Origin of the sequence: Streptomyces sp. enrichment culture (assembly GCF_964272895.1) — a bacterium.
GTDB lineage: Bacteria > Actinomycetota > Actinomycetes > Streptomycetales > Streptomycetaceae > Streptomyces.
In genome coordinates, this window is sequence record NZ_OZ186832.1 from 441718 (window position 1) to 453834 (window position 12117).

10 protein-coding genes are annotated in these 12117 nt (G+C 76.6%); 2 read left to right on the plus strand and 8 right to left on the minus strand.

The features are described from left to right. Positions 1 to 6 precede the first annotated feature (6 nt). Genes ACSU6M_RS01950 through ACSU6M_RS01960 form a run of 3 tightly spaced genes read right to left on the minus strand, consistent with a single transcriptional unit; the run spans position 7 to position 3151 of the window. Positions 7 to 1014, minus strand: coding sequence for a FecCD family ABC transporter permease (locus tag ACSU6M_RS01950; RefSeq protein ID WP_437066440.1), 1008 nt, complete (start codon positions 1012 to 1014; stop codon positions 7 to 9). After that, positions 1011 to 2114, minus strand: a complete 1104-nt coding sequence (locus ACSU6M_RS01955) for a FecCD family ABC transporter permease (RefSeq protein ID WP_437066442.1) — start codon at positions 2112 to 2114, stop codon at positions 1011 to 1013. The genes ACSU6M_RS01950 and ACSU6M_RS01955 overlap by 4 nt, the downstream gene beginning before the upstream one ends. 56 nt (positions 2115 to 2170) lie before the next feature. Further along, complete coding sequence (locus ACSU6M_RS01960) at positions 2171 to 3151, minus strand: ABC transporter substrate-binding protein (protein WP_437066444.1); 981 nt, start codon at positions 3149 to 3151, stop codon at positions 2171 to 2173. A 136-nt stretch (positions 3152 to 3287) separates the two neighbouring features. Here ACSU6M_RS01960 and ACSU6M_RS01965 point away from each other — a divergent pair, with 136 nt between their 5' ends. Next, positions 3288 to 4499: a hypothetical protein gene (locus ACSU6M_RS01965; protein ID WP_437066446.1), complete on the plus strand. Its 1212-nt coding sequence runs from the start codon at positions 3288 to 3290 to the stop codon at positions 4497 to 4499. Between the two features lie 46 nt (positions 4500 to 4545). Here the strand turns inward: ACSU6M_RS01965 and ACSU6M_RS01970 are convergent, their stop codons facing one another. The 4 genes from ACSU6M_RS01970 to ACSU6M_RS01985 are packed head-to-tail and all read right to left on the minus strand — an operon-like array spanning position 4546 to position 10212. Then, positions 4546 to 6711, minus strand: coding sequence for a bifunctional serine/threonine-protein kinase/ABC transporter substrate-binding protein (locus tag ACSU6M_RS01970; RefSeq protein ID WP_437066448.1), 2166 nt, complete (start codon positions 6709 to 6711; stop codon positions 4546 to 4548). A gap of 13 nt (positions 6712 to 6724) precedes the next feature. Beyond that, positions 6725 to 8881 carry a bifunctional serine/threonine-protein kinase/ABC transporter substrate-binding protein gene (locus ACSU6M_RS01975; RefSeq protein WP_437066450.1) on the minus strand — a complete coding sequence of 719 codons (2157 nt, stop codon included), beginning with the start codon at positions 8879 to 8881 and terminating at the stop codon, positions 6725 to 6727. Then, positions 8878 to 9714, minus strand: a complete 837-nt coding sequence (locus tag ACSU6M_RS01980; protein WP_437066452.1) for a hypothetical protein — start codon at positions 9712 to 9714, stop codon at positions 8878 to 8880. Before ACSU6M_RS01980 ends, ACSU6M_RS01975 begins: the two co-directional genes overlap by 4 nt. Before the next feature lie 60 nt (positions 9715 to 9774). Beyond that, on the minus strand, positions 9775 to 10212 hold the full coding sequence (locus tag ACSU6M_RS01985) for a hypothetical protein (RefSeq protein ID WP_437066454.1): 438 nt from the start codon (positions 10210 to 10212) through the stop codon (positions 9775 to 9777). Here ACSU6M_RS01985 and ACSU6M_RS01990 point away from each other — a divergent pair. Continuing rightward, complete coding sequence (locus tag ACSU6M_RS01990) at positions 10211 to 11113, plus strand: alpha/beta fold hydrolase (protein ID WP_437066456.1); 903 nt, start codon at positions 10211 to 10213, stop codon at positions 11111 to 11113. The genes ACSU6M_RS01985 and ACSU6M_RS01990 overlap by 2 nt on opposite strands. Before the next feature lie 169 nt (positions 11114 to 11282). On the opposite strand, the gene ACSU6M_RS01995 is transcribed toward ACSU6M_RS01990, so the two are convergent. After that, entirely contained in the window at positions 11283 to 12092 is an 810-nt protein-coding gene (locus ACSU6M_RS01995) for a TetR/AcrR family transcriptional regulator (protein WP_437066458.1), read from the minus strand. Positions 12093 to 12117 lie beyond the last annotated feature (25 nt).

Consider the following 12117-nt stretch of genomic DNA (forward strand, 5'->3'; position numbering starts at 1 on the left):
TCGCGTTCAGAACGTGCCGTTCGGCGCCCGGCGTACGACCACCAGCAGCAGCGCGGCCCCGACACAGGTGGTGAGCGCCCCGACCGGCACCGTCAGCCGCTCGGCGTCCAGCGCGGACGCCAGCAGACGCGAGCCGAGCTGAGCCGCCGCGTCCGCCCCGCACACCACGGCCGCGCCCGTCAGGGCGGCACCCGGTAGGGCCAGCCGCAGGTCCGCGCCGAACACGGCCACCGCGAGATGCGGCACCAGCAGCCCGACGAAGCCCAGCGCGCCCACGGCGGCCACGGCACCGGCGGTGAGCGCCACCGCGCACACCAGGGCGAGGCTGCGGGCCCGCGCGGTGGCGAGCCCGGCGGCGGTGGCGATGTCGTCGCCGCAGCGCAGCAGGGTCAGCGGTCCGGTCAGCAGCCACGCGGCCGCCCCCCAGAGAAGGGCCCAGGGCCACAGCAGATGCCAGTGCTGCCACACCCGGCCCTCGGTCGTGCCGACCAACCACTGCACGACGCTGCCCAGTTGGCCGGGGGCGACCAGCAGCACCATCGCGGTGAGGCCGCCGAGCACGGCCGACACGAGCACCCCGTACACGGCGGTCCGCGCCGGGTCGCCGCCACCGCGGCCGGCCAGCAGCCAGAGCAGCGCGGCGCCCGCGCAGCCGCCGAGACACGCGGCGACCACCACGGCGAACGGCGACTCCCAGCCCGCGAGTCCGAGGCCGGTCGCGGCCACGGCCCCGAGCACCGCGCCCGGCGTCACCCCGGTCACCTCCGGACCGGCCAGCGGGTTGCGCAGCGCCGACTGGAGCACCAGCCCCGCGACACCGAGGCACGCCCCGGCGCCGAGCGCCACCAGCAGGCGGGGCAGCCGGAGTTGGAACAGGATGTGCCGCTCGGTCGGGTCACCGCCGCCGCCCAGCACCTCCCCCACCACGGCCGGGGAGATGCCCCGGCCGGCCACCAGCCCGGCACCCGCACAGAGCACGACGAGCACCAGAAGTCCCGTGAAACGCCGGGTCACCGCGCCCCCTCCACGTGCTCGCCGGCACCGCCGGCCACGACCTCGCCGGCCGGCGAGGGGACACGCGCACCGGGCGATCCGGCCGCACTCCCCCGCTCGCGGACGGCGTCCCCGGAGACCGCCGCAGCCTGCTGATCCCCGGCGCCGGACACCGCCGTACGGGGCCTGCCGCCCGACCGCAGCAGCACGGCTCCCGCGGGTACGCCGAGCAGGGCCGTCCACGCGCCGACCGGGGTCTCCACGGGGGCCAGCGCGAGACGGGCGGGGACGTCGGCGACGGCCACCACGACCGCGCCCCACGCCGCCGACCAGGGCAGCCAGCGCACCGCGTCCCCGTGCGGGCCGAGGCGGCGGGCGAGGTGCGGGGCGAGGAAGCCGACCCAGGCCACCGGCCCGCACACCGCCGTCACGGGCGCGATCAGCACGACGGCGATGGCCAGCGCGGCCAGCCGGGCCCGCTGGGCGCGCACCCCGAGCGCCTCGGCGTCCTCGTCGCCCAGCCGCAGCACCGACAGGACCGGCGCGCACAGCACGAGCGCGGGCAGCGCGACCAGCAGCCAGGGCCACAGCCCGGTGACGTCGTCCCAGGTGCGGGCGGACAGCGAGCCGAGCAGATAGCGGTAGATCAGCTGGAGGTCGAGCTGGTCGGCCATCACCATGAGCACCAGCAGCGCCGCCTGCAGCGCGGCGGCGACGGCCGCCCCGGTGAGCAGGACGGCGGACGGGCTGCGCCCCAACCCGGCGGCCAGCAGCGTGAGTCCACCGCCGAGGGCGGCGCCCCCGATGGCCAGCAGGGGCTGCACCGCCGCCGGGACGGCCACCGCCAGCACCAGCGGCGCGGCGACGCCCAGCGCGGCCCCCGAGGACACTCCGAGCATCTCCGGGACGGCCAGCGGATTGCGCAGGGCCTCCTGGAGCACCAGCCCGGCCGCGCCCAGACAGGCGCCGGCGACGAGCGCCAGCACCAGCCGGGGGACGCGCAGTTCACCGACGACGATGCCGGCGAGGGTGGTGTCGCCGTCCAGCAGAGCGGCCGGCAGGCGGTGGAGCGGGACGTAGGGGGTGCCGAGGCTCAGTCCGCAGACCGCCGCGGCGGTCAAAAGCGCGAGGACGGCGGCCGGTTGGAGCCGTGCCCTGCGCGGTGCGCCGGGGCCCTTCACCGCAGGGCGGCCGTGGCCTCGTCGAGCACGATGCCCAGCGAGCGGGTCCCGCGCCCCTTGGCCCACACCTCGGCGTTCACCTCGTGGACGGCGTCGTTCTCGACGGCCGGGATCTTCCCCCACAGCGGGTTCTCCGCGAGCTTGTCCGTCAGCTTGCCGTCGACCTCGCCGAAGGCGATCGTCTCCGAGAAGAGCACGTCGACGTCCCGGGCGAGGATCTCCTCCATGCTGTACGTGCCGTCCACGCCCCGCGACTTCCACGGGTAGTGGGCGATCCTCGGGAAGAGGCTGGCGGTCACGTCCGCCTCCGGCGTGGCGACGCCGAAGTTCTCGTCGCTGCCGAAGACGATGAGCGCGGTCTTGTCGCTCCTGTTCTTCTCGGCCGCGGCCAGCTTGGTGCGGAACGTCTTCTCCGCCTTCTCGCCCTCGGCGGTGCGCCCGGTCAGCGCGGCCACGTCCCGCAGATATCCCACGCTGTCCTCCCAGGTCTCCGGCTGCATGGGCCAGAAGACGGTGGCGCCCTTCAGCGCGGGGGCGAGCTTGCCGTGGGTGTCGCCCAGGCCGATCACCAGGTCGGGCTTGTGGGAGAGGATCGCCTCCACCTCGGGGGCGATGAAGCCGCCGGGGACGACGGGGACCTTCGCGGCCTTCGCCTCGCCCAGGAAGGCGGGGTGGGCGAGCAGCGCGCTGTTGGTGGCGGTGGGCACCATCCCCAGCTCGGTCAGGATGTCGTCGCAGAGCGCGAAGAGGCAGACGATGCGGCGCGGCTCCTTCTCCAGGGAGATCTTCACGCCCTTGGCGTCGGTCAACTCCCGTGCCGCCGTGATGGGTCGGACCGTGACGTCGGTCCTGGTGCGGGCGGCCGCGGCCGTCTCCTCGGGCGCGGACTCGCCGGAGGAGCCGCACCCCACCAGGACGGAACCGGCTATCGCCGCGGCGATCCAGGTGCGGACGATTCTCGACGGTGAACGCAGCATCGATGCCCTCGCTTCTTCTGGGGAGTCCCTCGAACGCATCGAAGATACATGATAATCGTTTTCACTAACCGATCGCTCCGACGAGGCGTGACCGACCGCTCCCCGGCGGCCGTGACCGCCTGATTCCGAAGAGGCCATGGAGGCCCCCGTGACCGCCGCACCCGCCCTGCTCCTCGTCTCCGACCATGTGGCGGGCTCCGTCCATGTGCTCACCGTTCCGGACGGCACCGAGACGGCGCGGCTGACCGGCCGTCATCTCTCCGAGCACGCGGGTTTCCTCGCGCTGCCGGGCGGTCGGGTGGCGTGCGTGGACGACCGCCGGGGCGAACTGCTGGTGCTTGACCCGTTCGGCGAGGAGCTGGTCCAAGCCGCGATCCCGGTCGCCGTACCCGCCGAGCACCTGGCGTGCGACCCGGCCGGCCGCCTGGTGGCCGTGACGACCGGGCTGGGCGAGAACACCGCACCGTGGTCGGACCTGCTGACCGTGGCCGACCTGGCCACCGGAGCGTCGGCACGGATGCGGACGCGGGTGGGCGAACCGGGTGTGACGGTCCTGGGCGGCGGCGACCCGCTCGTCGTCCTGCGCCACCGGGAGCCGGGCGCCCTCGCCGTGCACCGGTTCGCCGACCTGCTCGACGTGCCGCCCGGCTGCCCGCCCGTCACCCCGCACACCGGCCTGCCGCTGCCGGGCGACGGCCACGGCGACGCCCAGGACCCGGGCGCGGCGCGGGTGTTCGCGGCCACCGGCGAGGGAGTGCACCGGGCGCGCCGGGAGGGCGACGCGCTCGTCGCCGAGCCGGTCGTCCCCTGGGACTCGCCCGCCCGCGGCTGGTATCTGCGGTTCGACCCGCGCCGCCGGGCCCTGTGGTCGACCCTGCGCGGCGGCACCGCCGACCCGCTGCGCTGGCCGGAGTGGACCAACCAGGCGTGGCGGCACGACCTGGAGACGCACCGCACCACCCTCACGGACCTCGGCCCCGGACTGGTCTTCCGCCTGGCCCTCGCCCGCGACCACACCGCGTTCACCCGCGTCCACCCCGACGGCGACGAACTGGTCCTGCTCGGCCCGTCCGACGCCGTACGCCGCCTCCCGCTCCCGGCCATGGACGGCGCGCCCCGCCGCGGCGGCACCCCCTGGGACGGCGTCGAGCGCCGTGCGGTGGCCGCCTCGCCGGCCGCCGACTGGGTCGCCGTCACCCGCGGCGGCCACGGCGAGATCCACCTCTTCGACGCCCGTACGGGTACGGAGGCGGCCCTTCTGAAGCCGGGCACGCCCCTGCACCACGGCGGCCATCTGGCGCTGCGCACGCGGACCGACGGGGCGGAGGGCGATCCGGTGGGCCGGTGACAGCACACGGCCGCCCCTGAAGCCACGTCACCCCCGCCTCGAGCCCTCACCCCGCGAAGGGCCGGGTCACCTCGTCATGGCGGCCCAGGAAGCGGAAGCGCCCCGCGGACACCCCGTAGAGGAAACCCGGCGTGTCCGCGTCGAGGCCGTAACCGTCGGTCTCGAAGCGCAGGGGCTTGACCACCCCGTCGAGCGGCGTGCGGAACAGCCGGTCCGCGATCTGCCCCGGCGCCACGTCGGCCGAACGGTCGCCGAAGTCGCGCAGCACCCGGGCGATCAGCGCGACCGCGTCGTACGCCTCGGCGGCCCAGCGGCCCGGCAGGGCGCCGTACCGGCGGCGGTAGGCGGCGGTGAAGGCGCGGGCGGGACCGGTGCGCAGGGACTGCACCTCGGTGTGCGAGGCGGCGATCACCCAGCCGCCGGCCGCGTCGCCCGCCGCGTCGAGGAACGTTTCCCGCAGCACCGGCTCGAGGGCGGCCCGCGGCCCGGTGAAGCCCCGGTCGGCCAGGGCACGGGCGCAGGCGGCGGCCCGGACGGGCGAGAGGCCCGCGTAGACGACGGCGTCCGGCCGCGTCGCCAGCGCCGCCCGGACCGCCGGGCCGAAGTCGGCTTCCCCGGCGGCCACCTGGTGCACGGTCAGCGTCCCGACGCCGGGCGGCACCAGGCGCAGGACGCGGGTCGTCTCGGCGGCGCGGGAGCCGCCCGCCCCGTCCTCGACGACCGCGGTCCGGTGGGCGTCGGCGGCGCGGGTGAGGTGGATCGACACGTGGGCCGCCAGGGCGTCCTCGCCCACGCGGGTGCCGCACACGTACCGCACCAGTTCGCCGAGTTCGAGGTTCATCGGCGGGGTGTGCGCCGACACCAGCACCATCGCCATCCGCGCGTTCGCGTACACCTTCCCGGCCTCCACCGCCGCGGCGTCGGTGGCCGGACCCAGCACCGCGCGCACGGCGGGATGGGCGGCCAGGCGCCGGGCGGCGTCGGCGGAGGGGTCGGCGACGGCGCGCAGGGCGAGGCGGAACGGGGCGTCGGCGCGGGAGTTGTGCGCGGCCACGGCCAGCCGGGCGCCGCGCTCCTGCTCCGTGCCGACGGCCTGCAGACCGATGGTGCGCACCGGGCGTTCTCCCCCGCCGCCGCCCGTGCCACCGCCCCGCAGGGCCAGGGCCGCCGCCCCGATCCCGCCGGCCGCGAGCACCCCGCCCGCGCTCGCGCCGACGGCGAGGAAGCGCCGCCGGGAGGGCCCGGACCGCTCACCGTCCTCCTCCGCGGGAGCGGCCTCGCGCGCCGGCGGGTCCAGGGCCCGCGCGGAGTGCGCGGCGACCAGCCGCAGCACGGCGGGCGGCAGCCAGTCCTCCTCGGCGCGGCCCGCTTCCCCGCCGGTGAGGGCCAGCCGTGGATCGCGTACGTCCGTGAGGGCGTCGCGCAGTTCCGCGGCCGTGGGCCGGTGCGCCGGGTCCTTGGACAGGCAGCGGGCGACGGCCGTGCGGGCGGTTGCCGGGAGGCGGTCCAGGCCGGTGAGGTCCGGGTCCTCGTGGACCGTGCGGTACAGCACGGCGGCCGGGTCGCCACCGCCGAACGGGGGCCGCCCCGAGGCCGCGTACGCCAGGACACAGCCCAGCGAGAACACATCGCTCGCGGGGCCCACGTCGTCGTGGGCGCGGGTCTGCTCCGGGGAGAGGTAACCAGGGGTGCCGATCACCGCGCCGGGCGCGGTCAGCGCGGTGATGCCCTCGGCCCGGGCGATGCCGAAGTCGATGAGGTGGGGTCCGTCGCGGCCGAGGACGATGTTGCCGGGCTTGACGTCCCGGTGGACCAGTCCGGCGGTGTGCAGGCCGGCGAGCGCGTCCCCGAGGCACCGGCCGAGGCCGAGGACGGCGGCCAGGGGCAGCGCCCCGCTCGCGGCGACCGCCTCGGCGAGGGTGGGGCCGGGCACGAACGCCGTCGCCAGCCAGGGCTCCCGCGCCTGCGGGTCGGCGCCGGTGACGGGGACGGCCCAGCGGCCGCGCACCTGGGCCGCGAGCCGCGCCTCGCGTCGGAAGCGGGCTCGGAAGGCGGGGTCGGCGGCGTACTCAGCGCGCACCACCTTCAGCGCGACCAGCTGTCCGCCCGAGGTGCGGGCGAGGTAGACCACGCCCATGCCGCCCGCGCCGAGCCGGGCCAGCAGCCGGTGCCCGCCGATCTCGACGGCGTCCCGTGCCGTCAGCGCGCGCATGCCCGTTCCCTCCTCAGGCCGGCGGGAGGGTGACCGGGCGCCAGCGCCCGTCGACGACGCGCAGATGGCTCATCCGGCTGCCCTTGAACAGGCCGTTGCGCTCGAAGGCGTACGTCCCGGCCACGCCCTCGAAGTTCGCGGTGCGAATCGCCGCCGTCATTTCCGCACGGGTGGGGCGTCGGCGGTGCCTGCGGTGCAGCGCGGTCACGCGGTCGGCGACGAGGCGGGTGATGTCGTACGCCTCGACGGCCCAGACGCCGGGCGGTTCCCCGTACCGCTTGCGGTGGGCGGCGGCGAAGCCGCGCACGGCGGGGGCGTCGGGGCTGGTGTACGAGACGAACGCCTCCCAGCCCTCGGCGGCGGCCGGGCCCGCGGTGGCGATGAACGCGTCGGCGGCGGCCGGCATGTCGAGGAACGTCGGCCCGGAGAACGTCCGTGCGGCCAGCGCGCGGGCGAAGCGGGCGGCCCGTTCGGGGGTGCCGGTGTAGAAGAGGGCGTCGATGCCGTGGGCGATCATGTCAGAGATCACCACGGCCGGGTCGGGCGCCGCGGCGGGCACCACCCGTACATACGGGTCGAGGGCGAACTTCTCGGCCACGTTGGTCGCCATCTGCACGCTCTCGCGTCCGGTCAGCCGGCCCGCGCGGTCCATGACGACACCGGGCCGCCGCACACCGAGTTCGGCGAGGCGGGCGTCGGTCATATAGCCGGCCGAGGGTGCGGGCGGGGCACCGTAGAAGTAGACCTTGGGTGCGAGGACGAGCCCGGAGGAGGGTGCGGACAGGGAGAGTTCGGAGACCGTCAGCAGCGGCAGCCCCGCGCTCTCGTACGCCGGCAGCGCGGCCGCGGCGGCGGTGAAGCCGGTGGGGCCCACGACGGCGAGGACGTCCCGGTCACCGGTCAGCCGCTGGGCCGCGGCCCGTGCGCCGGAGGCGAGCCCCTGGTCGTCGACGGCCTGCACGGCGAGGGTGAACGGTCTGCGGGTACGGGAGTTGAACTCCTCGACGGCCATCCGCACCGCCCGCTCCTGGGCGCGGCCCGCCTCCCGCTGCGGCCCGCTCAGGTCGGCCTGCACACCGATCACCCAGCGCCGTCCGGCCGCCATGGGCCGGTCGCCTGCGCCGTCGTCGCGCAGGACGGCCCACAGGGCGGCGCCCCCGCCGGCCGCGGCCAGCGCGGCACCGCCCGCGGCCAGCGCGATCAGACGCCGCCGGGCCGGGCCGGTGGGGGCGCCGCCCTGGGTGGGCTCCACGGCGGGCAGGGCCAGGATCTCGGCGGTGCGGTCGGCGACGACCCGGACGACGTCCTCGGGCAGCCAGTCGACCGAGCCGTCGGCCTCCCCCGCTCCGGAGGCGCCCGGGTCGCCCAGCAGCTCCGCCAGGCGGGCCGCCCCCGGCCGCTCCCCCGGTTCCTTCGCCAGACAGCGCTCCAGCAGGTCCCGCAGCCCGGTGTCCTCGATGCCGCCGAGGTCGGGCCGGTCGTGCACGGTCCGGTACAGCAGCGCCTCGACGGCACCGGTGCCGAACGGCGGCCGGCCGGTCGCCGCGTACGCCAGTACGCAGCCCAGCGAGAACACATCGCTCGCGGGGCCCATGTCGTCGCGGGCGCGGGCCTGTTCCGGGGACAGGAAGCCGGGGGTGCCGACGACGACGCTGTCGGAGGTCAGAGCGGTCGCCTCGGGGGCGGTGGAGCGGGCGATGCCGAAGTCGATGAGGCGGGGGCCGTCCAGGGCGAGCAGGACGTTGCCGGGCTTGACGTCCCGGTGCACCAGCCCGGCCTCGTGCACGGCGCCCAACGCCCGCGCCAGCACCCGCCCCAGGACCCGCACGGCCGGCTCCGGCAGCGGGCCGCACCGGGCGACGGCCTCGGCCAGCGAGGGGCCGGGCACGAACGCCGTCGCCAGCCACGGCGCCCGCGCCTCCGCGTCGGCGCCGGTCACCCGCACCACCCAGGGGCTCACCACCCGCCGGGCGGCGGCCACCTCGCGCCGGAACCGCTCACGGAACGCGGCGTCCTCGGCGTACTCCGGCTGGATCACCTTCACCGCGGCCAGGTCCCCGGCGTCCGTGCGCGCCAGATACACCACGCCCATGCCACCCGCGCCCAGCCGCGCGAGCAGCCGGTGCCCGCCGAGCCGTACGGGGTCGGAGGGCAGCAACCGGTCCGTCACGCGCCCTCCCCGGTCACCGGCCGGCCGATCCGGTCCTTCACGGCCCTCATCATCACCAGGAGGTAGTTGCGCACCAGGTCCATCGCCGCCTCCCTGGTCTCCTCCGCCCCGCCGCAGAAGGAGGCGCTGATGACCACGGGTCCGTAGACCACCTGCGTCCACGCGTACGGGTGGGGGCCGCCGCGGGTGTCGCTGCGGCACTCGCCGTCCTCGACGAGGGAGTCGTCGGCGAAGGTGTTGTTGCCCTCGCCCCAGGCGAAGGCCCCGGAGGCCAGCCCGGTCAGCTCCTCGCCCGCACCCAGCACCTGCCGGGGGCAGGCCAGGGCCTCCTCCATCATCCGGGCCTGCTCCCAGGCGGCGTCCAGGGCGGTGCGGTGCACGGTGACCGTGGCCGTCAGGCGCAGCCCCGGCACGTCCCCGGTGCCCGGCACCTCGAAGTTGCGCCGCAGGTCGGCCAGGACGTCCGCCGGCAGGGGCTCGCGCCGCCAGCCGCAGTCCTCGCCGAGCACACCCCAGGTCGCCGGATCACTCTCGTACGGTGTCCCGCGCCGCGCCCCGTTGCCGACGGTGTGCTCGTCCGCGATCACCTGGCGGATCAGCGTCATGGCCTGCGGGCCGGTGCGCGGCGACCGTGCCGGGTCGGCCGTCTCGGTCGGGGCGTCGGCGGGCAGCGGCGAGGGCGGCGCCGACGGACGACCGCCGGCGGCGGACGAGGCCGCGCCGGGACGCGGTGCGGTGTCGCCCCCGCCTCCGTCCCCGCCCGTACAGCCGCCCAGGACGAGCCCGCAGACGAGCACGACGGCACAGCTCTGTAAGCGTCTCCCCAGCCCCACGACGGACCATTGTCCACGGCGGTCGGTGATCTGTCAGGGAACTGGGGACACCGGTGGATCTCAGCTCCTCGCGACCCAGTACGGCCGGTTCTGGGCGGCCACCGGCGGGGACTGGTAGGTCCAGGCGCCGACCGGGCGTTTGAACTCGATCAGCCGCAGGTAGGGCTCGCTGCGGCCGAGTTGGGGGTCGGCCTGTCCCACGGTGAGGTCGAGCGGGTCCGCGCCGTCGCTCAGGTCGTACCAGGCGTACGGCGAGAAGACGTTGAGCGGGGCGGCCAGCGGGCGGGTGCCGGGGACGCCCTTGCGCGTCCTGCTGCCGTACTCGGTGAAGGGTGCCGCGCTGACGGGCTGCGGGTCGAGCCCGCCGAGGTCGGCCTCCAGGGAGTCAGCCGTGCGCCGACGGCTCCGCCGCGTGCGTCCGTGGCGTGCGTCCGTCGCGTGCGTCCGCCGCGTGCGGGAGCGATGAGTCCGGGCGGCGTTGCGGGTCTGCCCCCTCATGAACCGATCTGTCGACGTCAATGGAATCACCCTGGCCATCGAGTCGTTCGGCGCCGAGGACGCGCCGCTCGTCCTGCTCGTGGGCGGGACGACGATGCTCTCCTGGCCCGACGCGCTGTGCGCGCGCCTCGCCGCCGCCGGGCGCCGTGTCGTGCGTTACGACCTGCGTGACAGCGGGCAGTCCACGACGACGGACCCGCAGCACCCCGCCTATACGCTGCGCGACCTCGCCGCCGACGCGGCGGCCCTGGTCGGCGCGCTCGGCGGCGGGCCCGCGCACCTCGGCGGGATCGGGGTCGGCGGGATGGTCGCCCAGGTGGCGGTGCTCGACCATCCGCGCGCGTTCTCGGCACTCACCCTCGTCGGCACCCGCCCGGTCGCGCCCGGCCCGCCCGACGACGACCTCCCCGGCCACGACGAGGCGACGATGAAGCGGCTGTTCGCGCGGCCGCTGCCCGACTGGGCCGATGCCGAGGCGGTCGCCCGCTTCGCCGCCGCCGGTGCGGAGATCCGCGGTGACGATCCCGTCGCCGCCCGCGCGATCGCCGCCCGCGTCTGGGACCGCACGCCCGGCACCGCGCCCCCGGTCCAGATGGCCAACCAGCTGGGCATGGTGTTCGCGCGGCTCGACTGCGCACCCCGCTGGCGCGAGCGGCTGCCCGAGATCCAGGTGCCCACGCTCGTCGTCCACGGCCGCCGCGACCCGTTCTTCCCGCTCGGCAACGGGGAGGCGCTGGCACGCGAGATCCCCGGCGCACGGCTGCTGGTCCTCCAGGAGGCCGCCACCGCCCTCCCCGACACGGCGGTCGGCGAGGTCGCCGGGGCGATGCTCGCGACGGAGAGTGCCGCGGGGGAGGGGCCCGTGAGCCACGCCGAGGGTGCCGCGGGGCAGGGGCAGTGACCCGCACTGAGGGTGCCGCGGGGAAGGAGGGCCCGTGACGCACGCCGAGGGTGCCGCGTGGGAGGGCCCCATGAGCCGCGCCCGCGCCGTCGGTGTTCCCTGCCGACCGTCGTCGGGCGTCACCCGGACGGGGCCGCGACAGGCTGGAAAGGACCCCGCGTCGGCGGGATCACGGCCTACGGCTGGAGCGCCGGGCCGGGTCGGTGAAGCGGTCCAGGAGCGCGTCCAGGCCGGCCGCCAGGCCCTCGGGGCCGGTGCGTTCGGCGAGGGCGGGGGCCGTGCGGCGCAGAGTGGGCAGTTCCTGCGCGGGCATGCGGTGCAGGCCCAGCCGGAAGGCCGGGTCGGACTCGTCGGGGTTGTCGACCATGGGCCGCAGTTCGGCGGAGACATAGCCGAGGATCCATGCGGTGACCGCCTCGAAGGCGGCGGCCGCCTGGGTGTCGTCCAGGCCCGCGCGGCCCAGCAGAACCAGGACGCGTTCATGGTCCTTGAGCACGGCGAGCGGACGCCGGGCGAGGGGCACCGCCAGCATGCGGGTGGTGAGCAGCGGCACCGCCTGGGGGTGGGCGAGGCAGACGTCGTAGGTGGCCCGCGCGATGCGATGCAGCCCGGCCCGCCACTCGGGCACCTCCGCGGGCTCGGGCCCACCGGCCGCGGCCTGCCTGGCCCGCGGTCGGCGGCCCGTGCCGTCCTCGGCGCCGAGCCGCTGCTCGAGTTCGAGGTAGAGCGCCTCGACGAGACCGTCGAGGAGGGCGTCCTTGCCCTCGGCGTAGCGGTAGAGCGCCATCGCCTCGACGCCGAGTTCCGCGCCGAGGCGGCGCATGCTGAGGGCGGAGAGGCCCTCGCGGTCGACCAGGTCCAGCGCGGCGGCGAGGACGCGTTCACGGCTCAGTCGGCCGTAGCGGCCGCGGTCGCTCGCCCGCCGTGCCGGGGGATCCGGCCGGCCGCGGTGGTCCGTCCCGGCCCGGTCCTTGGCCATCCCCGCCTCCAGTGGGTCGCGCCTG